Here is a 24975-nt window from a genome sequence, read left to right on the forward strand (position 1 = left end):
ATTATAAATAATTTACCGGGTTTGTGCAAATGGTAGATTTAAGAGGCGCAAAATTAAGGAATTTTTCAGTCAATATATGATAAAATAATTCCACTACGAACTGCTCACTCTCAAAATGCCCTACATCTGCTATAATCAATTGATTTTCAGCATCAAAAAACTCATGGTATTTAAAATCTGCTGTCACGAATGCATCTGCCCCGGCGGCCCTGGCTGATTTTAAGAGGAAGCTACCTGCGCCACCACATACGGCTACTTTTTTCACGGGCTTACCGCGTAACGGGGTGTAACGTACGCAACCGGTGTGCATTTGCTCCTTCACCATCTTCAAAAACGCCATCTCGTCCAACGGCTCTCTCAGCTCGCCTATCAATCCTGCGCCCACTTGTTGGTACTCATTATCCAAACTTATTATATCATACGCCACCTCTTCATAAGGATGCGCCGATAACAATGCACTTATTATGTTTCGCTGTAATGGAAGGGGGAAAATAACTTCAAGCTTCATTTCCGGCTCGGTATGGCGACTGCCTACCTCGCCAACATATGGATTTGCACTCCCGCCGGCTTTAAAGGTTCCTTGCCCTTCATTACTAAAGCTACATTCACTATACTGCCCAATGTCGCCCGCACCTGCATTAAATAATGCTTGCTTTACTTGTTCTACCTGGGCAAGTGGTACGAATGTATATAACTTTTTTAACAAATCACGTTTTGGCGACAGAATCACGTTATTTTCCAATCCCAACTGCTTAGCCATCATAGCACACACCCCGTTACGCACATTATCCAAGTTCGTATGAGCCGCGTACACAGCAATATCATGCTTAATGGCCTTAATGGCCACGCGCTCCACGTAGTTCTTGCCATTAATCTTCTTCAACCCACCAAATACGATCGGGTGATGCGCCACCACCAAGTTACACCCCTTCTCTATCGCTTCATCGATCACGGCCTCCGTAGCATCCAAGGTTAATAACGCATTCGTTAACTCCCAGTTCGGATCACCGAAAATTAATCCCGCATTATCATAACTTTCTTGGTATTGTAACGGCGCATACGCCTCAATGGCCTGCACCACATCTTTTATACGTAACTTCATGCTGCTTTTTTAATTTGTAATCGACAGCCACAAAAATATTGCTTAATTGGATTTGTTATGAATATTATCAAAACGACAGCAGAATTATACAGCGACTACCAGTCAAAAATGGAGAAAATCGCCGATGTACGGAATGCCATCGCGGTGCTAGGTTGGGATCAAGAAACATATTTACCCGGTAAAGGGGCCGCTATCCGTGGCCAACAAATTACCACGCTTTCCACTATTGCCCACGAATTATTCACGGATGCCCAATTAGGCGATACCTTGCAGGCCCTGCAAAGCCGTGAAGATTTAACAGCTACCCAGAAGAAAAACGTAGCCCTCTCCCTGGAAGACTACGAGAAAAATAAAAAGTACCCAGCTGCTTTTGTAGCTGCCCTTTCACAAACTACCTCCGATTGCTACCACGCTTGGATGAAGGCCCGCAAAGAAAATAGCTACGCTGTATTCGAGCCGTTATTAGAGAAAATGGTGCAATTGAAGAAAGAAGAAACCCATATTCTCGGGTATACCGGTCACCCTTATAATGCCCTACTTAACGAATACGAAAAAGGCATCAACATACAAACACTCGACACCGTGTTTGCCGATGTAAAAACGTCTTTATCTCCTTTATTACAAGCCATTGCCGCGAAGCCGAAACCTAATAATGCCTTCTTACAACAGCATTACCCCAAAGATGCACAATGGCAATATGGCTTGAAACTGCTCAAAGAAATGGGATTCGATTTCGAAGCAGGTAGGCAAGATCTTAGTGAACACCCTTTCACTACCAGCTTTAACCCGCACGATGTTCGTGTAACTACCCGCGTAGATGAACAAGATTTTAGCAACATGACCTGGAGCTGTATCCACGAAGGTGGTCACGCTTTGTACGAACAAGGTTTGCTGATTTCCGAGTACGGGCTTCCATGCGGAGAGGCGGCTAGCTTGGGTATCCACGAATCGCAATCGCGCCTTTGGGAAAACAATGTTGGTCGTGGTTTAGCATATTGGCAGTACAACTATCCTGCTTTACAGAAGGAGTTTGCAAACAACTTATCAAATGTTTCTTTGGAGGAATTCTACCACGCTATTAACCTGGTACAACCTTCCTTACAACGTACGGAAGCCGATGAATTAACCTACCATTTCCACGTGATGATTCGTTATGAAATTGAAAAAGGATTGATTGAAGGTAGCGTATCGACAAAGGATTTGAACCATACTTGGAATCAATACTACAAACAATATTTAAACGTAGATGTGCCGAATGATGGCGCCGGTGTATTACAAGATATACATTGGTCGCACGGCAGCTTTGGGTACTTCCCTACCTATTCTTTAGGAAGTTTTTACGCGGCCCAGTTCTATGCAGCTGCACAACGCCAAATGAAAGACCTATCGCAAAATATTGCTACAGGCGATTACCATGCTTTGTTACAATGGTTGCGTAATAACATCCATGTACATGGTCGTTTTTACACGTCGAATGAACTATGTGAAAAAGTAACGGGCGAGCCTTTGAATTTTAAATACTTTATGGACTACGCACAGGCGAAGTATGCAGGCATTTACGGGATATAATTTTTCCAAACAAATACGAATAAGAAAGGCGCTATAGTAAGCGCCTTTCTTATTCATTCGTATGATATATCAACTATTTACTTGCTTTCTTTAGCGCAGCATCGAATGTTTCAGTATCGACAATACCTTCTTGTCGCCATACTTCTTTGCCACCTTTAAAAAGTATAAAAGTGGGCAGCTTTGTAGCAGATAAGTATTTCATTACATCGGTATCGTTACCACCGTCGACTTTCACTAATGTCACTTGTTTGTTTGTATTGAGCCAAGCCTCTACCACAGGTTCCATTTTGCGGCAAGGTGGGCACCAAGTAGCGCCAACATCTACGAGTATGTAGCCTTCTTGCTTAATGGCATTATCGAAATCTTCAACGGGCATTTGCGCGGTTGTAGGATTTCCTTGTAGCGGTAGGTCAGACTGTTTCCATGCATTGATACCGCCATCCATTTCTACAACATTGGCAAACCCGTTGCTACGCATCCATTTGGCGGCAGCAGCGCTACGGCCTCCGCTGAGGCAGTAAACGTATACGGGTTTCTCTTTATCGAGAAATTTAATGCGTTCAAAAAACTCGTCTTTCTTCGTGTAATCGGCTTGTAGGGCGCCTTCGAGGTGACCTGTACTAAATTCTGATGCTGTTCTTACATCGAGGATTTGGATGTTTGGTTGCTGCGTAGCCTTTTCGAATGTAGGGATATCGACTGCTTTATTTTGTGCCTTAGCGAAATGGGATGCAAGCACAAATAAGCAAGCCCAGCTAAGCTTTCTAACTACCTTTTTCATGTGTATGGTTTAATCTGGAGGATATTGGCAAAAAAGAGAAGTACTTTTTCCCTGCATCCTAAAAATAAGCGCAAAAAGTGGCAAAGCCAAATGTAATCTTAGCGGAAATAGTGGCCTCTTGGCGATGTGATGATCTTTTCTCGTTTGCGGAAACTGAAAAACAGTTCGTTTCCTTGCCGCGCGGGATGCGAATTAATGCAAGGTGCAAAGATGTGAAAATTGAAATACGGTTCGAATAAGCGCCTGTAATCCTTCACAGAACCACCAAATGGAGGACCCGGTTGTTCGAAGTTCTTCTTGAAAATTACGCCAACAAAGCGTCCATTCAACCATAACAATTGATGCATCTTCTGCGCATACCTTTCGCGCAAAGCAGGATCGATGGCCGATAAGAAGGTTTGCTCCAGTATCAAATCATACTCCCCATCATGACGAAAAAAATCGCCGGCAATAAAATTAATCCCCGTTTCGCGGTACTTCCGCTTTAAGTTAAGTACCAATGCATCGGAAATATCTACTACGGTAATATCTGTGAAACCCTTATCCCACAAATATTTTGCTTCGTAACTATTGCCGCCGCCTGGGATTAAAATCCGTGCGTTTAAATGCGGGTACTGATTAATAAAGGCTTCTAAAGGAGGTGAAACACGACCCATATCCCACCCTATATCACCGGTTCGATAACGCTCATTCCAGTAATGCTTGTCCAATGTTCCACTCATAAAATGGTAATCACGGTTAATTGGTTACTAAATAGTAGGCAAATTAGATCTCGACTAAATTCAAGGCAATTAAAGCATAAATAGCCAATTGGTTTGAAAAGTAATTGTTAACATAACAAATAATTGTTTTTTTAATATTAATTTTATCCTTTCAACCCGGTTCTGGAAATGCCAACTGTGCCGGGTTTACCATTTCCAATAAAAACCCTACACCTGCTGATGAAGCGTCTATGCCATGTCTTGCTGTGTGCCATCCTATGCTTATGCGCACCTGCTACCTTCGCCCAAACGGTTGATTTTACAGCCGATAAATTCGAAGGTTGCGAACCGCTCGCCGTACGATTCACCAATCTTTCCAGTCCCGGTGCCATTAGTTACGATTGGAATTTCCAATTAGGCGCCAATGCCACAGATCGAGATGTAGACAAGGTTTTCGGGGTGGCCAACTCCTATAACGTTACGCTTACCGTTACCTACCCGGGCAACATTACCCGCTCTGTTACGAAAGCTATTCGCGTACATGCCAACCCCATCCCGCTCTTCACAGTATCCGGTATTATTGGTTGCAGTCCTTACCAAGTAAATTTCCGCGACCAATCTCAACCCGGCTCCGGCACCATCACAAGAACTATTTGGGATTATGGCGACGGTGTTACAGAAACCGCCGTTAATCCCTCTCATATCTATAATACACCCGGTTCCTACCCAGTTTCTAATATCGTTACCAACAGCTTCGGCTGTTCGAAAGGCTATACTTTACCCACCCCTATCGTGGTAAATGAAACACCTCGCATCAATTTCACTGCCAGCAATAACACCAGTTGTACAGCGCCTTTAACCGTTAATTTTACTAATAGCGGTCCTCCCGGTGCTACCTATACCTGGGATTTTGGCGACCCTGCCAGTGGTGCCAACAATACTTCTACCGCCTATAACGCCACCCACGCTTATAACCAGCCGGGCCGTTATACCGTAGTACTAAGAGGTACTTTGGGTAACTGTACAGCCGTGGAAACGAAATACCATTACGTAGTCATCCAACAACCGGTGGCTAATTTCGACGTGCCGGCTACCATTTGTGCAGGCCAAGCTTTTACGCTTACCAACACTACCTCGCCTAATCCAACAGTAGCCAACTGGACATTCTCCGACGGCACTGTTAGCACTGCTATCAATCCCACGAAAACATTTGCCAACCCGGGCACCTATCGCATTACTTTGCAAAGCGGCACGCCGGGGTGCTTAAACACCACCTTTAAAGATATTACCGTTAATCCTTCTCCTGTAGCTGCTTTCAGTGCTACACCGCGGGTAGGCTGTAGCATACCATTCACCACCAATTTCACCAATCAAAGTACCGGGGCTACCAGCTGGAACTGGAACTTCGGCGATGGTGGTACATCAACATTAGCCAGTCCTTCTCATACTTATACCAACTACGGAGAGTATGATGTAACCTTGCAAGTACGCAATGCCGCCGGCTGCGTAAACACAGTAACACTCAACGATTATATCCGCGTCATTCAACCGGTTGTAAATTTTACTCCTTTCCCAAGGGAAGGTTGTTTACCATTTACTACTACGTTCACACCTAATATGACCGTGGGTGGCCCTATTGCCACGTACTTATGGGATTTTGGAGATGGTACCACTTCTACAGCGGCCAACCCTTCCCATACTTATACAACTGAAGGCGTATTCACGATTACCCTTACGGTTACCACTGCCGATGGCTGTACTGTAACCACCACGAATACAATTCGTGCCGGTAGAATTCCCGTTGTAGCATTTGATGCAGATCCGAAGTTTACTTGTCAACGTTTTCCTGTACAATTCACCAACCAATCGGTACCACGTGGTACGGAGTGGACTTGGTTACTACCACAAGACAACGCCACGCTTACAGAAGAGAACCCACGCCATGTTTTCAACGAGTTGGGATACCACGATGTAACCCTTATTGTGAATAACTACGGTTGTATTCGTCAACTCACGAAAACCCAGTTCATTCAAATTCTTCCACCTATTGCGAACTTCGACCTAACACAAGATTGCGCTAACAAATTCCTCGTGCAGTTCAACGATTTATCGAACTTCGGTCCAAATCCACCAATTCGTAACTGGCATTGGGATTTTGGTGATGGCACTACTTCTACACAACAAAGTCCTGCTCATACATACGCTACTACAGGCACTTACACCATTACGTTAGTAGTAGATAACGGTGCTTGTACATCGGAACACACAATGGATGTAACCATTATAAATGAAACACCGGTTATTCAACCTAACATCAGCACTATTTGTGCGAACAATGATATCAGCTTTACCATCAGCAATATTGACCCTGCCAACATTCGCAATTATAGCTGGGATTTTGGCGATGGCACTACTTCTACAAGTGGTACCAACCCCGTTGTAAAACGTTATACAAGGGCCGGCACATACTACGTTGTATTAACGGTAACTGACAACAACGGTTGCGTGGTTCAATCGAACACGGTAACATTAACGATAACAGGAGCCTTGGCGGATTTTACGTTTAGCGGTAGAAACTGTAATGGCGATGATATTTTGTTCTCCGATGCCTCGGCTACAACACATAGCAATGGGCTTATTCGCTGGGTGTGGGATTTCAATGATGGTTCTCCATTAGTTGTGCAAACTACGCCCGCGGTGAATTTCCCCCATGCTTTTGCACAAGACGGCACCTACAATGTATCGCTTACAGTGCAAGACGCTTCGGGATGTAACGTAACAGTTACCAAACCGGTACGCGTTATTACCGTACGTGCAGCATTCGATTCCCCTAACCTAATTGCTTGTAAGCAAGCGCCTGTGCAGTTTAACAACCAATCGGCAGGTCAAAATTTGATATATCAATGGAGTTTTGGTGATACGAATACCTCTGTACAACAATCGCCTATTCATAACTACGCGCAAGCAGGCACATACGATGTAACGTTGATTGCAATTAACAATTTGGGTTGTAGTGATACGCTTACCCGTGCTGCTTATATCCGCGTACCCGATCCAGTAGCACATTTCAGCACACCTACAGATTTATCGATCTGCCCACCAATTGAAGTTATTTTCAACAATGAATCTACAGATGTAAACCGCGTGGAATGGGATTTTGGGGATAATAGTATCTCCTCTATTCTCAACCCGCGCCACATTTATACACAAGGCGGCACTTATAACATTACACTTACGGTGTATTCCGATGGCGACTGCGTAAGTACATATGCACAACCCATTACGCTCCGTGGCCCAAGCGGCACGAAAAGCGTAACACCGAAAGAAGGTTGTGCCGACTTAACCGTCAACTTCAGCGCCACCTCCTCCAATGCTGTTAGCTACATCTGGGATTTCGACGATGGCAAGGTGAATATCACCACCACCGCTTCTATTCAACATACCTACGATAAACCTGGTAAGTATGTACCCCGCGTACTACTCGAAGATGAACAAGGCTGTAAAGTACTTGCGGCCGGTAACGATACGATCGTTGTGGATAAGATTACGCCCGATTTCACAATGACCATGCCTTCTGCATGCGACTCGGCCTTGGTTACATTCAACGATGCCAGCATCGCCTTCTCGAAAGATCAACTAAACGAGCCTTTAACATATGCTTGGGATTTCGGTAATACACAATCCAATACCGATACATCCAGCCGAATGAACCCGCAATACTTGTATACTCGCGCAGGTACATTCACCGCCACTTTGCATGTTACAAGCAGGTTCGGCTGCGCAGCTTCCATCACGAAAGACCTGCTGGTAGAACCTCGCCCCGACGCTATTATTGCGCCCGTAACGCCGATTTGTGGTGGAGATACCTTGCGCTTCTCGGGCCGCGATGCTCGCAATTTACCAGGCGATACTTGGTTTTGGAATGTAGATGGAGTAAGAACTTTCACCACCCAAGAAACACCGCGTATACCCTATATTTTGGCAGGTAATTATAATGTTCAATTTATCGTTACCAACCAAAGTGGCTTATGTAAGGATACCGCCTATTTACCATTTACTGTAAATCCGGGCGTAAACCTCCGCGTAGCACCACAAAACGTAGCCATCTGCCGCGGTCAATATGTTACTATGTTAGCGCTAACTAATAATGCCAATATCACGTGGACAGACTACAATATCTCTTCCACGAACGTTTCCATGCCTATTGCCCATCCAGATATTGATACCACGTATTTTGTTACCGCCTCTAACGCTTTCGGTTGTACGAAAACCGATTCAGTGAAAGTACGCGTATCGCAACCGTTTACAGTGCGTACCTCGGATGTGGATATCTGTGAAGGTCAACAAGCACAACTTCATGTTACAGGCGCCATTCGTTACGAATGGACCCCGGCGGCTAACTTAAGTAGTACCACCAGCGCCAACCCTATTGCTACGCCTACTTCCTCTGCACAGTATACGGTAACAGGATATGGTAACGATGCATGTTTTACCTCTACAGCGGTTGCTAACGTGAACGTACACACGAAACCTTTAGTAGAATTAGGAACAGATCATGTAATTCCGGCAGGTAGTCCTTTCAATATACCGGCGAGCTATAGCGAAGATGTAGTAAGATGGGAATGGACACCCGTGCAAGACTTAGATTGTAGCACTTGTGGGCACCCTATTCTTACCCCGCGCTCCAACCAACAACTCACTGTAAAAGTGACCTCCCGCTATGGTTGCGAAAACGAAGACAAGGTAAATGTGAAAATCGTATGTTCTGCCAGCAACGTGTTCCTACCCAATACTTTTAGCCCGAATAACGACGGGGTAAATGATATCTTCTATATCCGTGGTAGAGGTGTTAGAACAGTGAAGCTTTTCAGAATATTTAACCGTTGGGGACAATTGGTTTTTGAAAGAACAAATTTCAATGTAGAAGATCCTGCGGCGGGATGGGATGGTAAGTTTAAAGGCAACCTGTTAAATCCCGATGTGTTCGTTTATTACGCCGAACTCACTTGCGATACAGGCGAGCCATTGACTTTAAAAGGAAACGTTACTATTCTACGCTAACACAACAATTTGTGTCGAACATGAAAAAATTCATCAACATATTATTACTCGTTTTGCCCAGCATTCTTGTGCATGGGCAAGACATCCATTTGTCGCAATTTTCTGAAACACCTATCCTCCGTAACCCTGCACTTATCGGCGTATTTAACGGCGATTACCGGGTACAGGCCGTGTATAGAAACCAATGGAACAGCATTACCATTCCATATCAAACAGGTACACTTAGCGGGGAGTTGAAATTCCCTGTCGGCAAAAACAACGATTACGTTACCGGTGGCCTACAACTCACCTACGACCGTGCCGGTACGTCGGCCCTACAAGCCACGCAAGTATTACCTGCAATCAATTACCATAAATCGCTAAGCGAGGATAAAACACGCTATTTATCGTTGGGTTTTACAGGAGGTATTGTACAAAGGCAGTTCGATCCGCAGCACCTTACTTTCAATAACCAGTATACTAATGGTCGTTTCGACCCCAGTATGAGCACAGGTGAGGAAGGTCGCTGGCAAGTGGCTGGTTATACGTATTGGGATGCAGGTGTAGGCATGAGTTACAATAGCACGTTCAGTGAAAATGCAAACTATTATATCGGCGCGGCGCTGTACCATTTTAACCGCCCGAAAGTTTCCTTTTATGATGATAAAACGGTCACCCTACAGCCTAAAATTACGGTGAATGCCGGGCTATCGATGCCTATCGGGGAACGCACAAAATTGATTGCGCATTACAACCAAGTACACCAGGGCACCTATAACGAGTTTATGGGTGGGGCGTTATTGGGATATGGTTTGTTGAATGGTGGGTATGAAAGTGACCGTGGCTTTTATGGTGGTTTGTTCTTGCGTTGGAATGATGCCGTGGTGCCAATGGCGAGATTGGACATGGGTGCTTACGAAATTGGGATGAGCTATGATGTGAACATCTCGAAATTAGTACCTGCCAGCCGTGCCATGGGTGGCTTTGAAGTATCAATCGTATTTAAAGATTTCTTACAAACCAGGAGAAGCAGCGCCAATAGTACATCATGTCCGAGATTTTAGTATCTTGACCGCCATAAAATCCCTACCATGAAACGGCTATATGCTATGGCACTGGCATTTTGCATTGTGCAAACAGCTTCCGCACAAAAATGGAAAGCTGCTGTAACGCGCGCAAACAGTGTATTTTCTTATCAAAACGATCAATATTTCGAGTTCGATTCCAAGGAAAAATACTTTAGTCATGGTAGCTTACCATGGTCTACGTACGACAATAACGCGCAAGGTGAATTGCTTATCAAACCCAATCAATTTCAATCATATACAGCCACCGCACATCGCAAGCAAACGTATACGCAATTTGACAGTACAGCCCTTAGCCTATATGATGCTACTACAGCCACCTTCCTTCCCCGTACAATACAACAATTGGAGCAATACCCTTTCGTAATAGCCCAATACACCCCGAAGTATTTGCTGGAAATGATCTTGCAGCAACCGGGCAAAGTAAAGGCACATAAGCAGAAAGATGGTTTACACGTTACGTATGCGCAAGATTCGTTGAATAGTTACGAAATAATCATAAAAAACAATAAAGTAACAGAAGCACGTTACCATTACACGCACGATATATTTGGCGATGCTACAACAAGCATTACTTATGCACCCTATGTAGCCACCGCGGTTGATAAAAAACAAAAACCGGCCTATTACTCCCCCCTTACTACCACTTCGGAATTTGGTAAGGTGATGAAATCGACCAGTATTAAGGCGGTTGACCATGTAAAACCGGTTGTGTCGCCATATGTGGATTCGAGTGTAATGAAAGCCATGGAAGAGGTGAATTACGAACCGGTGATTACGCAGTACCAGGAGCATATTTACTTGTTGGAGTTTAAAGGATCATCATCCCGTTCTAACTTAATCGAATTCAATGATTATTTTTTAGTAGCAGATGCACCGTTGAATACGAAATTCGGTGATGCTATTGTAAATGCGGCGAAGATGATTAACCCGGAAAAGCCTATCCGTTACTTTAGTTTTACCCATCACCATCCATGGTCGATAGGTGGAATGAGAAGCTTGGTAGCAGCTGGTGCAACTGTATTTACTCATCCCACGAATGCTGCCTTTATCAATGAAATAGTCAACTTCCCACATACACTGCAACCCGATTCGCTCAGTATCCACCCGGTAAGCCTAAAAACAGAGAGCATTGAAACTGTTCGTACGTTAAAAGACAGCACCCTAGAAATGCAAATCATTCACATTGGTGCAGAAAGCGAGCATACAGATGATTACTTCGTGTATTACTTCCCACAATTACAATTACTCATCGAGGGCGACCTAGTGTGGATAGCCAACAATGGAGATATGAAACCTGCCATTGCACGTCAAAAAGGTTTGTATGATGCGATTGTGAAAAGAAACTTGGCGGTGAAGAAGATCATGCAAAACTGGCCGATCATGAATGATAACTACAAAGTGAAGAGCATGGTGACGTTTACAGAATTGGAGAACAGCGTAAAACTATTGAGCGCCAAACAGTAACAATACGTACTTTTACGAAAATTTATATACACTATGATACCAAAAGTAGGCACACCGGCACCGGCTTTCGAATTATACGATACTGAGAAAAACAAAGTATCATTGGCTGATTTTAAAGGTCAAAACGTAGTATTATTGTTCTTCCCATTAGCATTTACGGGTGTTTGTACAACTGAATTGTGCTCTGTAAGAGACAATATTGCACAATACAACAATGCAAATGCGAAAGTTTTGGGTGTATCGGTTGACTCCATCTTTACTTTGGGCAAGTTCAAAGCAGAACAAAACTTGAATTTCCCTTTATTATCGGATTTCAACAAAGTAGCAGCAGCTGATTACGGTGCATTGTATGAAAACTTTGTGTTGGATATGAAAGGCGTAGCGAAAAGATCTGCCTTTGTAATTGATGGTGAAGGAGTTGTACAATACGCAGAAGTATTAGAATCGGCGGGCGACTTACCAAACTTCGCAGCGATTAACGAAACTTTGGCCAAATTGAACTAAGCGGTAACGCTTTAAAAACGGTTAATATTCAAAAAATCGTTAAAATTTTGAAAAAATTTGTTGGCAAGTCATCTTTTTGGCTTGCCAATTGTTTATATTTATACTAACTAAAAACGGGATTATTTGATATAATATTTAAAAAAATTATTATCTTTGATTTACTATGTTGAAAAACTCTACCCTTGTTTTGTTTATTATGCTTTGTGCTTTTACGCTCCCCGCGGTAGCGCAGAACAGAACTTCCCCTACCCATTCGGAGGGCGGTAGCAAGTTTGTGAAACTTTACCCCAATCCTGCCACCACGAAGATCAATTTCGAAATACAAACACAAAACGACAAAGCGTACGAAATTATTGTATACAACTTCTTAGGTAAGAAGATGGATCACTTAAAAAGCATTGTAGCACGCACTGAATTACAATTAGATAATTACTATAGCGGCGTATACATCTATCAACTTCGTGATCGCTCTGGCGCTGTATTAGAATCCGGCAAATTCAACGTTGTAAAATAATACCTACAACTTCCTAACAACCAATTATCCAAGTTACTTTACCATCTCATTACCACTTCTTTCATTACAACTTACTTATCTTCCCTATTACCTTCCCATTCCATCTTCCATCTTGGGTAAGCATTATCGTCATTATCGTATCTATCCCACAAAGTCCGCATAATGCCGTCCCTATCACCAGCAATTGACCTACAAGCCAAACACGGATAAGCTCTATATATCCTCCCTTTTATCCTCGAGTTTATTGCTATTTACTAAGCACTTAACCTTATTGTACCTCCCCTGTTAATTTACTATAAGTACAAAGTAACTTCCAAGTACTCTCCATGTAGTTTTCATGTAACTCCCATGTAAAATCCATGTAACCGCCATGTAAATCCATGTAGCTTCATCAATATCACATCGATACAACATGTATGTACTATAGTATTTTACCTATCCCCCCTTATAATACCCTTATAATACCCTTATAATACCCTTATAATACCCTTATATCCTCCCTAACTCCCCTAAACCGCAACAAACTCCCACCAATAGCCCCACCACCGCCCTTCACCACAGTAGCACCAAAGCTCCATCGACATCCCGATAAAACGGCGACGCAGTCTTTCGCCGTTTTTCCTCCTTTCTTTGGTTACTTTCTTTGGAGAAGCAAAGAAAGTAACAAATAGGATAATAGCTATAGCAACCTAACCGATGCCCCACCAGGAAAATTTCCTTTCAACAACTCCCCCGGGATATACACCAACAAAAAAAGCCTTTCCCGGAAGGAAAAGGCTTTTTCAACTATTTATTGGCCTCGCGGCTATTAAGATACTTCTACGATCAAGAACTTCAAATACGTTGTATTATCGATGTTCCATTGGATCGGGTGGTCTTGTGCTTGTGTTTGGAAGGTTACTTGGCGAATCTTCTTTTTTGCATCCTTAGCAGCCATATCGATGATTTCGAGGAACAACGATGGCGGAACCAAGTTTGTACAAGAAGCTGTTACTAAGAAGCCACCTGGTTTCAGCAATTTCATGCCACGGAGGTTGATTTCCTTGTAACCCGTGATCGCTTTTTGAATGTTTTCGCGGCTTTTAGTGAAAGCCGGCGGATCTAGGATCACCACGTCAAACTTCTTCTCCTCTTTGGTCCATGCTTTTAACACGTCGAAAGCATTTACCGCTTGGAACTTACAGATATCGCTTAAACCATTCAATTCAGCGTTTTTACGTGCTGTATTGATGGCTGTTTCAGAAATATCTAAGCCCAATACACTTTTCGCACCGTAATAGCCGGCATGACAAGAGAAAGTACCCGTGTAGCTGAATGCTTCCAGTACGTCGGCGCCCTTCACAATATGCTCAATCTCGCGGCGGTTATCTTGTTGATCCAAAAAATAACCAGTTTTCTGACCATTTACGATATCAACATGGAACTGTAAACCGTTCTCGTTGATAATGATGTTGGTGTCGAATGGCTCGGAAAGGAAGCCTTTAATTTGTTCTAAACCCTCTAATTCACGTACAGGAACGTCGTTGCGTTCGTAGATGCCTTTGGGTTTAAATATTCTATTCAAAGCATTCACAATCGCACCTTTCCAACGATCGATACCTAATGCTAAGGTTTGAATAACGAAATAATCATTGAATTTATCAATCACCAACGCCGGTAAATCGTCTGCCTCACCAAATACAAGGCGACAGTTTTCCACATAACCTAGCTTCTGGCGGTAAATCCACGCTTTCATAAGGCGGTTGTAGAAAAATTCGTCGTTAATGACTTCATTTTTATCCCGAGAAAGAATACGAACGATGATCTGCGATTGCGGGTTGATATAACCTCTACCTACAAAAAAACCATTGTGCGTGAATACTTCCACTATATCACCAGGCGTAACATCGCCCTGGATATCGCCAACCTCGTTGCCGAATACCCAAGGGTGGCCGTTTAACACCCTGTTTTGAATCTTCTTCTTTAAAAAAACTTTTGTCATGGTGTGCAAAGGTAAGAAAAGCAACAGGTTGAAGCGCTAATTTTGCACCCGCTTATTAAAATTCTACCTTCGCAGGGTAAAAACAAGGACTAATGTCAATTTGACGGGCAAAAATGCATTGGCAAAGTTCTTGACTAGTTCATCCACAGGAGAAATTTTACCATTATGACAGAAAAAGATATGCAAGCACACGAGCAAGAGAACATACCAGTTAACAATGGTATTAATGCAGACGAGAACCAAGGCGGTTCTACACATTTGAATGAGCCAGTTGCTGAGGAAGGTGAAGTAGAAAAGCTGAAAAGTGAATTGGCTGAAATGCGTGATAAGTACTTGCGTTCTGTAGCAGAATTCGATAACTTTAGAAAGCGTACTGCTAAAGAAAAGTTAGAACTTATTCAAACTGCCAATAAAGAGGTAATCACCGCTCTTCTTGATGTATTGGACGACAGCGAACGCGCTTCCAAACAGCTCGAAACTTCTACTGATATTCAAGCAATTAAAGATGGCGTTGTATTGGTTTTCAATAAGTTGAAAACAACCTTGCAATCCAAAGGCTTGAAAGCAATGGAAAGTATTAACCAAGAATTTGATGCCGACTTGCACGAAGCAATTACCGAAATTCCAGCTCCTACACCGGATATGGCAGGTAAAGTAATTGACGAATTGCAGAAAGGTTACATGATAAACGATAAGATTATCCGTCACCCGAAAGTGGTGGTAGGTAAATAATCAGCTGTCGTGCTGACAGTCGATTATTTCCTGCCAAGCTAGTTTGGCAGGTGCTTATTTGCATAAACATTATTACTATATAATTAAAATACAAAGCCAGCGTTGTGAAACCCTGGCTTTTCAAGCGTATTCTAATGTCTGCCAAAAGAGATTATTACGAAATATTAGGCGTTGCAAAAACAGCCTCACAGGATGAGATCAAAAAAGCATACCGTAAAGTGGCTATGCAATACCATCCTGACAGAAATCCCGATAACAAGGAAGCGGAAGAGAAATTTAAAGAAGCCGCTGAAGCCTACGAAGTATTAAGCGACGCAGATAAACGCGCGCAGTACGATCGTTTTGGCCATGCCGGTGTGGGCGGTCGTGGTGGATATGGCGGCGGTAGCGGTCATATGAACATGGATGACATCTTCTCTAACTTCGGGGATATTTTTGGTGATGATATTTTCGGCAGCTTCTTCGGTGGCGGTGGCGGACAACGCGGCGGTGGCCGTGGTGGTAGCCGTGCCCGCGGAACAAGAGGTTCTAACTTGCGTATCAAAATCAAGTTAACCTATGAAGAAATCGCGAAAGGTGCCAACAAGAAAATCAAAGTAAAGAAATATGTAGGCTGCCAAACCTGTAATGGTTTAGGGGCAAAAGATAAAAACGCTTTCCAAACATGTGGAACCTGTCATGGTAGCGGGCAAGTGCGCAAAGTAACCCAAACATTCTTGGGGCAAATGCAAACAGTTACTACCTGTCCAAACTGTAACGGCGAGGGTCAAACGATTACCAATAAATGTACTACATGTAAAGGCGAAGGCCGCGTGTATGGAGAAGAAATGGTATCGATCGACATTCCAGCTGGTGTACAAGAAGGGATGCAGCTTAGCATGACCGGTAAAGGTAATGCCGGCGAAAGAGGTGGAGCACCAGGCGATTTATTGATATTGATAGAAGAAGAACCACATCCGGAATTACAGCGCGATGGGTTGAATGTTGCATACGATTTGCACATCTCCTTCCCCGACGCCGTATTCGGTATCCAAGTGGAGGTGCCTACCATCGATGGTAAAGCAAAAATCAAGATCCCGGCAGGTACCCAATCAGGCAAAATCTTCCGCCTGAAAGGCAAAGGTTTCCCTTCCGTAAACAGCTACGAAAAAGGTGATCAATTAATCCATGTAAACGTATGGACACCACAAAACGTAAGCAACGAGGAGAAACAAATGATCGAAAAACTACAAGAATCAGCAAACTTCAAACCGAACCCAGAAAAATCCAGCAAAGGATTCTTCGAAAAGGTGAGAGACATTTTTAGTTGATTTTTTTAATATAATTTTACGCTTCACAAAAGGCGAAAGTGGTTACTTCACTGCTTTCGCCTTTTAATTTTTACGCTATGGATAAATTTGAAATGTTCGAAAACCGCCTCACGAAAGTTTTCAAACACCTACGCAAAACCGCTAAACGACAAGGCGTTACTTGCTACCGCGTGTACGATAACGATCTCACGGAATTCCCGCTCAGCATAGAAATCTATGAAGACGAACTCTACGTAGCGGAATTCAAACGCGAACATAACCTCAGCGAAGAACAATACGAAGAATGGCAACAACGCGGCATGGAAATCATGTCGAAAGTGCTCGACATCCCTATCGATAACATCTACCTCCGCGAACGTAAACGTAAAGAAAACAGGAACGATCAATACGAGAAATTATCTTTCGAAAGCCACGAACGCATCGTGCAGGAAGATGGATTGAAGTTCAAAGTAAACCTTACCGACTACCTCGACTCGGGCCTTTTCCTAGATCATAGAATTACCCGCCACATGGTACGTGAAATGTCGCAAGACAAAGATGTACTCAACCTTTTCTGCTATACAGGCTCTTTCTCCGTTTACGCAGCAGCCGGTGGCGCCAAAAGTGTAACCTCTGTAGATCTTTCGAAAACGTATTTAAGTTGGGCAGAAGAAAACATGCAACTCAACGATATTTACGACCCTGCGAAGCATAAATATGTACACGCCGATGTGCTCCAATACCTCGAAGATTTGAAGCTAAACAGCTTCGACCTTGTAGTTATTGATCCACCAACGTTCAGTAATAGTAAGCGTATGAAGGATTTTATGGACGTACAACGCGATCACGTGAGCATGCTTAACAATATATTATTAGCCCTCCGCCCAGGGGGTGTTATCATCTTCAGCAACAACTACCGCAAATTCAAAATCGATGAAGCGGCGATCAATGCTAAGACCATTAAGAATATTACCGCGCAAACCATGCCGTTCGATTTCAACGGGAAGTTGATTCGACATTGTTTCCGTATCGAAAAATGATTACATGCCCGCTGTTATGGCGGGCATTTTCATGTGATACCAAGCCGTTGGAAATTTTATTATTTTCGCCCGCATGTTAACGGCATTTATTCTCCTTTATTTACTGGGTACCATTTTATTGGGTCGCTGGGCCGCGAAGAAAGTCCACAGTGCTAAAGATTTCGTGGTGGCGGGTAAAAACTTGCCCATCGGGATTAGCACCTGCGTGATTTTTGCTACTTGGTTTGGTTCAGAAACTATGCTGGGTGCCAGTAGCGAATTCGCACAACACGGCTTCTTGGGGATTATGGAAGACCCTTTCGGGGCTTCGCTTTGCTTGGTTTTAGTAGGATTATTCTTTGCCCGGAAACTCTACCGATTTAACATTCTTACGTTTTGCGATTTCTTCAAAATCCGGTTCGGCCGCAAGGCGGAACTTATCTCGGCCTTGCTCATGATTCCCTCCTATTTCGGATGGATTGCCGCGCAAATTGTGGCGATGGGTATTGTGATTAATACCGTGATGGGATTTCCACTAGAAATTTCCATGATTGCAAGTGGTTTGATTGTAATGGGATACACCTATATGGGTGGTATGTGGTCGGTATCCGTCACCGATTTCGTGCAAACAGTAATGATCATAGCAGGATTGTTAATTATCACAGGCAGCTTGGTTTACAAAGCAGGCGGCCTCAGCAATGTGCTGCAACATACACCGGAAATGCACTTCCGGTTCATTCCTCACAACAACGACTGGCTAAGCTGGATGAAATACATCGCCGCTTGGATGACCATCGGCTTGGGTTCTATTCCACAGCAAGACGTTTTCCAGCGCCTCATGTCGTCGAAAAGTGAAAACGTGGCAGTACGATCTTCGTACCTCGCATCGGCCATGTACTTGGTATTCGGCTTAATGCCTATCCTTATTATTATGTGTGCCCGCGTGCTATACCCTTCTTTATTTGCAGGTGAAGCCGAAAAGATATTGCCTAACATGGTGCTGCAACACAGCTCCTTATTCATTCAAATCCTCTTCTTCGGCGCTTTATTGTCGGCCATTATGAGTACAACCAGCGGCGCTATCTTGGCCCCTGCTACTGTACTTGGCGAGAACATCATTCGTCCTTTTTATAAAGAAATCAGCGATAAAAAACTGCTTTGGATTATTCGTTTATCGGTGGTAATTGTATCAGTTATATCCTTGGTAATGGCCTTAAGTAGCCAGAACATTTACGAGCTAGTGGCCAGCAGCTCTATCCTTAGCTTGGTATCGTTATTCGTTCCACTTACAGCAGGTTTATACTGGAAACGCGCTACTTCGCTAGGAGCTTTACTATCGATAATTTTGGGAACAATTGGGTATGGTGTAAGTGAGTGGATGGAAACAGCGGTGCCGTCGTTGATGATTGGTTTGGGCGCCAGCATACTGGGGATGTTGTTGGGAACGTTGATCGAAAACGTGATAATGCTTCCGCGTTGGTTGCAAGATAAACCTGTAGACTTGAAATTGGTACAAATCGATTCCAGTGTTACTTCTGCGTGATGGGGATTTGCTTCTTGCATACCTTCACCAACTTTATAAATTCATTTCTATAGCCTTCGGTATCCTTACCGAGGGCTTTTTTTGCGATTTCCACTACCATATCATAATTCCCGGTACCACGGTGTGAAGAATTGCGTAGTAACATACCCCATAAAGCCACACCTGCAGCGAATTGAAAATCATCCGGGCTTTCATCGAACGAAATAAGTGGGAGGTTGAAATCGTGGTGCATTTGCTGTAAAACATTGCTTTCCGGGGTGCGGTATTGCATATCAATGGCTGCTATATTGTTAAGTAAACCAGGTGGTGTGCCGGGTTGGGGTTCTATCTCGTACATGGCTACTACACTATGCCCCGCTCCAACAATGCCACCGGATTGTTTTTCACCTTCCCGCAAATCTTCTTTTACCACTTTATTCTCGTAACCAATTAGCCTGTACGATTTAATGTATTGGGGGTTGAAGCGTACTTCCGCCCTTACATCCTTTGCGACGGTGAATAAGGTAGACCCAAACTCGCGGGCAAACACTTTGTTGGCTTCTTCCAAATTATCGATATAAGCAAAATTGCCATTTCCTTTACTGGCAAGGCCTTCTAGTTTAGAATCTTTGTAGTCGTGCATACCGAATCCCAAGCATGTTAGATATACGCCTGTTTCTTTCTTCCAATGTATCAAGTCTTCCATATCGCGGTCGCTCGTTTGTCCTACATTAAAATCGCCATCGGTAGCCAATATTACGCGGTTATTGCCGCCTGGGATGTAATTATCTTCCGCTACTTGGTAAGCACAATTAATGGCCGATTCTCCCGCTGTAGCACCTCTTGCACTGAGATAGTCCACGGCATTAAATAACTTCTCTTTTTGGTCGCCTGTAGTGCTTTTTAGTACAATAGTAGGCGTGCCTGCATAGGTTACAATAGCAAGCTTATCTTTCGGGCGAAGGTTATTGATTAACACCCTGGCAGCAGCTTGTAGTAAAGGCAATTTATTGGGCGAGCCCATCGAACCGCTTACATCTATGAGTAAAACCAAGTTGCTGGCAGGTAAACTATCGGTCGGAATTTGTTTGCCCCGGATGGCAATTTGGAAAAGCTTGTTTTCTGGGCGCCATGGGCAGGTGGTATAGTTGCCATATACGGCGAAAATTGCGTCGTTTCGGGGTGGAATGAAGTTGTAGCTGAAATAGTTCACCATTTCCTCGATCCGTACAGCATCTGGAGGAACGTTTTCTTTTAGTTTGATGAATCTTCTTACATTGCTATAGGCTGCACGATCAACATCTACCGAAAAGCTAGAAGTAGGCACCGTATTGGTTTGAATGAACTTGTTCTCGAATATCTTACCATATGTTTCATTAAAAAACACGGGCGTTCCCATCCCTACATTACCATAGTTGGGATTGATTCCACGCGCTAGGCGGGCTTTGGCTTTTGCTTTGGAAATGGCGTCGTCGTTACTGGCGGCAGTTTGGGGAAGGGGTTCTAAGGCAATCGACAAACGGTTGTATGTTCCTAAGTTCACTACTGTTGAATGATATCCGGGGTGCTCTATCTTCAATTGACGGGTGCTAGTGGAAACTGCTAAACGAAAAAGTCCATACTGATTGGTGGTCGTTTTGGTGGAATCGCCTACGCTACTGATACGCACATCTGCAATTGGTTGATGCGTAATGGCATCTTGAATTGCCCCGGAAATCCAGTTTTGCTGTGCTTTTACAAATAAACTACTGCAAATAAGACTAAGCCATAAAAGGAGTCTTTGCATCAATTAATCGAATACATCGTGAAAAAACGATGATTGAAGATAAAAAAAACGCCGCAGGTTTCAAAATCCCGCGGCGCACGTATGTAAGGTGTAGGCAACTATTCGTCGTCGCCCACCAAGGTGTAAATAAACGGCAAATTGCGGCCTAATCCATCGTAATCTAACCCGTAACCTAGCAAGAACTTATTCGGTACGGAAAAGCCTAAATAATCGATGTTTAAGGGGTGCGTTTGTGCTTCGGGTTTGTGAAGCAAAGAAGCGATTAATAGCTTCTTGGGGTTTTGGTGTATCAACTGTGGTAAGAACATGCTGAGTGTTTTACCAGTATCTACTATGTCTTCCAAAATTACCACGGTTCTACCGAATAAATCCTCATCTAAACCAATGCTTGTCAACACGTTACCGGTCGACTTAGTCCCTTTATACGAAACGAGTTTAATAAACGAGATTTCTGCTTCGATGTTGATATGTTTGAAGATATCGGCTGCGAACATAAACGAGCCGTTCAAAATAGCGATGAACAATGGTTTCTCTCCTTTGAGGTCGGCACTAATAGCCTCACCCATCTCCTTGATTCTCTGTTGTAAAGTGGCCTCATCAATATAAGGCTCGAATTGCTTATCGTGTACTTGAATCACCGACATGACTTTCTCTAATTTTAGAATGTTTGTTGTAAATCAACACCTAGCAGGAACAAGTGGTTTATTTGGCCACGATTAATTGTTGCCCGATTTGGATACCCAAGTCGGATAAATTGTTCCATGCTTGCAATTGTGCAACGGTGCAATTGTATCGTTTAGAAATGTTGTACAATGTATCTTTTTCTACCACTAAGTGCCACTTCACATTACCGTTGCTAACCGGGGTTGGCGCGGGTGATGTTGGGTTTGATGGTGGATTAGGATTTCTTGGTTCTGCCGGCTGCGGGTTCCTTGGTGTAGGATTGGCAGGGGTAGTACTTTCTTTCTCCTCTTGTGCGGGTTCGCTTGGCGGGGTGCTAGGCTTAGGAATCGATTTTGTGCCGCCTGTGTTCTTCGCTACTTCTTTGTCCTTACTGTTGTTGATTACATTCGCTGTACTGATATCATCTATAAACCCATCGTCGTCTTTATCTTCTGTATACTTTGTGTTCTTGGCTACTAACTTCGGCATATTGCGGGCATACCCTGTTAATACTAACTTTTCACCTGCTGCTGCTTCTTCTTCACCACGCATCTTATTTCTCTTCAATAACCACCGCAATTGAATGCCTTCTGCTTGGGCAATGTCGTGCATGGTTTCGCCTGGTTTTACTACGTGGGTATCGCTTTTACCGGTTTTGTTCTTTCGTTGTAAGAAAAGCACCATGTCTTTCTCCACCGGTAAATCGCCCTTTAAATCGTTGTATTTCACGAGGTGACTCAAACGAATATCTTGATCGTTCGCCACTTGAATAAGTGAAGTTCCTTTTGCAACATACACTGCTTTCCTCCCATTAATAGAAAACGTACCCGATGTAGGGTAATTGGGTTTTTTGGTAGGGTTGGAAGCGGATGAATTATTGTTATTATTAGGTATTGCAGGTGTATTGTTTTTAGCCGTTGAAATAGGGTTGACGTTCGAACCCGAGTTCGCAGCCCAATCCGACCAAGTATCGCCTTCCCCTAAACCTTCGAGGGTAATCAGTTGTAACTGGTATTTCTCGATGGTGTTCAGCAATTGTTGCGTGTATGTATTACTGGTAGCATAACCGGCTTGTTTCAGCCCGTATGCCCAAGATTTATAGTCTTTGGGATCGTAATTGAATAAGAAGGCGTACCGGGGATTTTTGCGTAAAAAATCGGAGTGATCTTTATACGATTCCGAGGCGCTTTCATACACACGGAAACATTCACCTTTCTCATCATCGTCGTATGATACAGAGGGGCCTGTCCAGTTGTTTTTACATTTAATCCCGAAGTGGTTATTCGATTTCAATACGAGTACGCTATTGCCTGCTTGCGTTTCTACGATACCTTGTGCTAACTTAATAGCAGCCGGTACCCCGCTACGCTGCATTTCTTGGATAGCGATGGCCCTGTAGGCATTAATGTATTGCGTGGGCGTTATGTTTTGCGCACGCGCTGTAGTTCCCAGTACTACCAATAAAATGAGCATCCAGCAACACTTACGCATGTTGGTGATATTAATGGGTTAGTAAATATAACGGTTCGTTAGTAAGTTTTTGTTGTGTGCGCTGCTTGTATTATTGCTCGTTCTTCCTAATCATCAACAACCCATCTCGTAAAGTGAGCAATACTTGCGTGGCGCGTTTATCGGCCAATACTTTCTCACAAAAGCGAATCATCGCCTTTGCTTGGCTTCCTTGCGCGGCGGGATCTTTCAACACGTCGCCATGGAATAACACGTTGTCTGCCAATATAACGCCACCAACACGTAATTTATTCCATATAAGGTCGTAATATGCCTCGTACCCAGCCTTATCTGCATCAATAAATACAAGGTCGAACTCTTCTTCCAGCGTAGGTATAATATCCATCGCTTTACCGATGTGCATGGTAATTTTATCGCTCAAACCCGCTTCAGTAAAGTATTTCGAGCAAAGCATTTCCAATTCCTCGTTAATATCGATCGTATGTAAATGACCATCTTCAGTTAAACCTTTCGCTAAACAAATAGCGGAATAACCGGTGTAGGTACCAATTTCAAGGATACGTTTAGGAGCAATGATCTGGCTCAACATGGTCAAATATGTCCCTTGCAAATGCCCGCTTAACATGTGCGGTTGCTCCACTTTTAAATAAGTTTCACGATGTAAACGATACAATTCCGCGCTTTCGGGCGTGGTATATTTTTCTGCAAATTCCTGTACACTACTGGGTATCAATTCCATCATGTTGCTTAATTAATTTATGCAAACCTACTTCAAAATGCGCAATTGCGCTTACTTACAAGTCAACAAATTATAAAAGGCCCCGATATATATCGAGGCCCATTCTCCCATGTTAACCATTAATAGACACGTTGTTCTTGTTGTAAAAAACAATACAATTGTCTATATAAATATATGAATTAATCAGATACTAAAAGAATATTTCGTATATGTATATGTATTATCACTAATACTATAGCTGCGTATATTCTTAGAAGTTAGGTCGTAACTTGTTCGTTGTGTAAAAAACACGGAAGTACTCCACTACCTCATCGGCTGTATCGAAAATCTGAACAAGCTTTAAGTCGTCTGGGTTGATGTTATGCTCTTGCTCTAACATCGTTTTAGTAATCCAATCGAACAGGCCTGTCCAGTACGCTTTACCTACTAGCAGCATGGGGGTTTCCGTCATTTTCTTCGTTTGGATCAAGGTTAATACTTCGAAAAACTCGTCCATTGTACCAAAGCCACCTGGCATCATCACGAAGCCTTGGGCATACTTTGCAAACATTACTTTGCGCACGAAGAAGTAATCGAAATTGACTGACTTGTCGTTATCGATATACTGGTTCGGGTTTTGTTCGTGTGGTAACACGATATTTAAACCTACGGATTTACCTTTTGCTTGTTGGGCACCACGGTTCGCGGCTTCCATAATACCCGGGCCACCGCCGGAAATAATACCAAAGCCTTCTTCTGAAAGTCTGCGGGCAATTTCCATGGCAAGGTCGTAATACTTATGCCCAGGTTTTGTACGTGCGGAACCGAAGATGGAAATGCAAGGACCAATTTTCGCCATGGCTTCGAAGCCTTCCACGAATTCGGCCATGATTTTAAATATTTGCCAACTGGAATGCGCTTTCGTTTCCGTCCAATCTCTCTCTTTTAAATTTTTTAAGCTTTCATTCATCTACAAACAATTTTATCAATGTTGATGCTTCTTCTACAATCCCGGCAAGCCTTCAGCCATCA

The 24975-nt window shown here is 43.4% G+C and carries 19 protein-coding genes; 10 read left to right on the top strand and 9 right to left on the bottom strand.

Features of this window, described 5'->3' with window-relative positions; genetic code table 11:
• Position 1: 1 nt before the first annotated feature.
• Positions 2-1102 carry a Nif3-like dinuclear metal center hexameric protein gene (locus LX64_RS21930; RefSeq protein ID WP_111599835.1) on the bottom strand — a complete coding sequence of 367 codons (1101 nt, stop codon included), beginning with the start codon at positions 1100-1102 and terminating at the stop codon, positions 2-4.
• A 57-nt stretch (positions 1103-1159) separates the two neighbouring features.
• On the opposite strand from LX64_RS21930, the gene LX64_RS21935 reads away from it, so the two are divergent.
• Positions 1160-2671, top strand: coding sequence for a carboxypeptidase M32 (locus LX64_RS21935; RefSeq protein ID WP_111599836.1), 1512 nt, complete (start codon positions 1160-1162; stop codon positions 2669-2671).
• Positions 2672-2744: 73 nt separating this feature from the next.
• On the opposite strand, the gene LX64_RS21940 is transcribed toward LX64_RS21935, so the two are convergent.
• Together LX64_RS21940 and LX64_RS21945 are read right to left on the bottom strand one after the other, a co-directional pair.
• Positions 2745-3452 (bottom strand): rhodanese-like domain-containing protein, encoded by a 708-nt coding sequence (locus LX64_RS21940; protein WP_111599837.1) that lies wholly within the window; start codon positions 3450-3452, stop codon positions 2745-2747.
• Positions 3453-3550: 98 nt separating this feature from the next.
• Complete coding sequence (locus LX64_RS21945; RefSeq protein ID WP_111599838.1) at positions 3551-4174, bottom strand: methyltransferase domain-containing protein; 624 nt, start codon at positions 4172-4174, stop codon at positions 3551-3553.
• Between the two features lie 219 nt (positions 4175-4393).
• Here LX64_RS21945 and LX64_RS26390 point away from each other — a divergent pair, with 219 nt between their 5' ends.
• The 5 genes from LX64_RS26390 (at position 4394) to LX64_RS21970 (ending at position 12763) form a co-directional block, all read left to right on the top strand.
• The gene (locus LX64_RS26390) at positions 4394-9214 is read left to right on the top strand and encodes a PKD domain-containing protein (RefSeq protein WP_158538707.1); all 4821 of its coding nucleotides are present in this window, start codon (positions 4394-4396) and stop codon (positions 9212-9214) included.
• 20 nt (positions 9215-9234) lie between these two features.
• A complete protein-coding gene (locus LX64_RS21955) occupies positions 9235-10257 on the top strand; it encodes a PorP/SprF family type IX secretion system membrane protein (RefSeq protein WP_111599840.1) in 1023 nt (340 codons plus the stop codon).
• Between the two features lie 27 nt (positions 10258-10284).
• Complete coding sequence (locus LX64_RS21960) at positions 10285-11745, top strand: MBL fold metallo-hydrolase (protein WP_111599841.1); 1461 nt, start codon at positions 10285-10287, stop codon at positions 11743-11745.
• 33 nt (positions 11746-11778) lie between these two features.
• Positions 11779-12249: a redoxin domain-containing protein gene (locus tag LX64_RS21965; RefSeq protein WP_111599842.1), complete on the top strand. Its 471-nt coding sequence runs from the start codon at positions 11779-11781 to the stop codon at positions 12247-12249.
• A 163-nt stretch (positions 12250-12412) separates the two neighbouring features.
• Positions 12413-12763 (top strand): T9SS type A sorting domain-containing protein, encoded by a 351-nt coding sequence (locus LX64_RS21970; RefSeq protein ID WP_111599843.1) that lies wholly within the window; start codon positions 12413-12415, stop codon positions 12761-12763.
• A gap of 808 nt (positions 12764-13571) precedes the next feature.
• Here LX64_RS21970 and LX64_RS21975 read toward each other — a convergent pair.
• Positions 13572-14744, bottom strand: coding sequence for a class I SAM-dependent rRNA methyltransferase (locus LX64_RS21975; RefSeq protein ID WP_111599844.1), 1173 nt, complete (start codon positions 14742-14744; stop codon positions 13572-13574).
• A 165-nt stretch (positions 14745-14909) separates the two neighbouring features.
• On the opposite strand from LX64_RS21975, the gene LX64_RS21980 reads away from it, so the two are divergent.
• From LX64_RS21980 to LX64_RS21995, 4 genes are all read left to right on the top strand, one after another.
• A complete protein-coding gene (locus LX64_RS21980) occupies positions 14910-15476 on the top strand; it encodes a nucleotide exchange factor GrpE (RefSeq protein WP_111599845.1) in 567 nt (188 codons plus the stop codon).
• A 134-nt stretch (positions 15477-15610) separates the two neighbouring features.
• Positions 15611-16786, top strand: coding sequence for a molecular chaperone DnaJ (gene dnaJ, locus LX64_RS21985; protein WP_111599846.1), 1176 nt, complete (start codon positions 15611-15613; stop codon positions 16784-16786).
• A gap of 77 nt (positions 16787-16863) precedes the next feature.
• Complete coding sequence (locus tag LX64_RS21990; RefSeq protein ID WP_245952776.1) at positions 16864-17805, top strand: class I SAM-dependent methyltransferase; 942 nt, start codon at positions 16864-16866, stop codon at positions 17803-17805.
• A gap of 73 nt (positions 17806-17878) precedes the next feature.
• The gene (locus LX64_RS21995; protein ID WP_111599847.1) at positions 17879-19327 is read left to right on the top strand and encodes a sodium:solute symporter family protein; all 1449 of its coding nucleotides are present in this window, start codon (positions 17879-17881) and stop codon (positions 19325-19327) included.
• Here the strand turns inward: LX64_RS21995 and LX64_RS22000 are convergent.
• From LX64_RS22000 to LX64_RS22020, 5 genes are all read right to left on the bottom strand, one after another.
• On the bottom strand, positions 19314-21092 hold the full coding sequence (locus tag LX64_RS22000; RefSeq protein ID WP_111599848.1) for a vWA domain-containing protein: 1779 nt from the start codon (positions 21090-21092) through the stop codon (positions 19314-19316). The two genes, LX64_RS21995 and LX64_RS22000, sit on opposite strands and share 14 nt — an antisense overlap.
• A gap of 98 nt (positions 21093-21190) precedes the next feature.
• A complete protein-coding gene (hpt, locus tag LX64_RS22005) occupies positions 21191-21736 on the bottom strand; it encodes a hypoxanthine phosphoribosyltransferase (RefSeq protein ID WP_111599849.1) in 546 nt (181 codons plus the stop codon).
• Between the two features lie 58 nt (positions 21737-21794).
• Entirely contained in the window at positions 21795-23246 is a 1452-nt protein-coding gene (locus tag LX64_RS22010) for a glucosaminidase domain-containing protein (RefSeq protein WP_111599850.1), read from the bottom strand.
• Between the two features lie 70 nt (positions 23247-23316).
• Positions 23317-23967 (bottom strand): O-methyltransferase, encoded by a 651-nt coding sequence (locus LX64_RS22015; RefSeq protein ID WP_245952777.1) that lies wholly within the window; start codon positions 23965-23967, stop codon positions 23317-23319.
• 247 nt (positions 23968-24214) lie between these two features.
• The gene (locus LX64_RS22020; RefSeq protein WP_111599852.1) at positions 24215-24913 is read right to left on the bottom strand and encodes an LOG family protein; all 699 of its coding nucleotides are present in this window, start codon (positions 24911-24913) and stop codon (positions 24215-24217) included.
• Positions 24914-24975 lie beyond the last annotated feature (62 nt).

The organism is Chitinophaga skermanii (genome assembly GCF_003259335.1).
Lineage (GTDB): Bacteria > Bacteroidota > Bacteroidia > Chitinophagales > Chitinophagaceae > Chitinophaga > Chitinophaga skermanii.

Excerpts from the sequence above, each read along its gene's own strand:
- LX64_RS21930 (WP_111599835.1), bottom strand. The coding sequence starts at position 1,102 with ATGAAGTTACGTATAAAAGATGTGGTGCAGGCCATTGAGGCGTATGCG.
- LX64_RS21935 (WP_111599836.1), top strand. The coding sequence starts at position 1,160 with ATGAATATTATCAAAACGACAGCAGAATTATACAGCGACTACCAGTCA.
- LX64_RS21940 (WP_111599837.1), bottom strand. The coding sequence starts at position 3,452 with ATGAAAAAGGTAGTTAGAAAGCTTAGCTGGGCTTGCTTATTTGTGCTT.
- LX64_RS21945 (WP_111599838.1), bottom strand. The coding sequence starts at position 4,174 with ATGAGTGGAACATTGGACAAGCATTACTGGAATGAGCGTTATCGAACC.
- LX64_RS26390 (WP_158538707.1), top strand. The coding sequence starts at position 4,394 with ATGAAGCGTCTATGCCATGTCTTGCTGTGTGCCATCCTATGCTTATGC.
- LX64_RS21955 (WP_111599840.1), top strand. The coding sequence starts at position 9,235 with ATGAAAAAATTCATCAACATATTATTACTCGTTTTGCCCAGCATTCTT.
- LX64_RS21960 (WP_111599841.1), top strand. The coding sequence starts at position 10,285 with ATGAAACGGCTATATGCTATGGCACTGGCATTTTGCATTGTGCAAACA.
- LX64_RS21965 (WP_111599842.1), top strand. The coding sequence starts at position 11,779 with ATGATACCAAAAGTAGGCACACCGGCACCGGCTTTCGAATTATACGAT.
- LX64_RS21970 (WP_111599843.1), top strand. The coding sequence starts at position 12,413 with ATGTTGAAAAACTCTACCCTTGTTTTGTTTATTATGCTTTGTGCTTTT.
- LX64_RS21975 (WP_111599844.1), bottom strand. The coding sequence starts at position 14,744 with ATGACAAAAGTTTTTTTAAAGAAGAAGATTCAAAACAGGGTGTTAAAC.
- LX64_RS21980 (WP_111599845.1), top strand. The coding sequence starts at position 14,910 with ATGACAGAAAAAGATATGCAAGCACACGAGCAAGAGAACATACCAGTT.
- dnaJ (WP_111599846.1), top strand. The coding sequence starts at position 15,611 with ATGTCTGCCAAAAGAGATTATTACGAAATATTAGGCGTTGCAAAAACA.
- LX64_RS21990 (WP_245952776.1), top strand. The coding sequence starts at position 16,864 with ATGGATAAATTTGAAATGTTCGAAAACCGCCTCACGAAAGTTTTCAAA.
- LX64_RS21995 (WP_111599847.1), top strand. The coding sequence starts at position 17,879 with ATGTTAACGGCATTTATTCTCCTTTATTTACTGGGTACCATTTTATTG.
- LX64_RS22000 (WP_111599848.1), bottom strand. The coding sequence starts at position 21,092 with ATGCAAAGACTCCTTTTATGGCTTAGTCTTATTTGCAGTAGTTTATTT.
- hpt (WP_111599849.1), bottom strand. The coding sequence starts at position 21,736 with ATGTCGGTGATTCAAGTACACGATAAGCAATTCGAGCCTTATATTGAT.
- LX64_RS22010 (WP_111599850.1), bottom strand. The coding sequence starts at position 23,246 with ATGCGTAAGTGTTGCTGGATGCTCATTTTATTGGTAGTACTGGGAACT.
- LX64_RS22015 (WP_245952777.1), bottom strand. The coding sequence starts at position 23,967 with ATGATGGAATTGATACCCAGTAGTGTACAGGAATTTGCAGAAAAATAT.
- LX64_RS22020 (WP_111599852.1), bottom strand. The coding sequence starts at position 24,913 with ATGAATGAAAGCTTAAAAAATTTAAAAGAGAGAGATTGGACGGAAACG.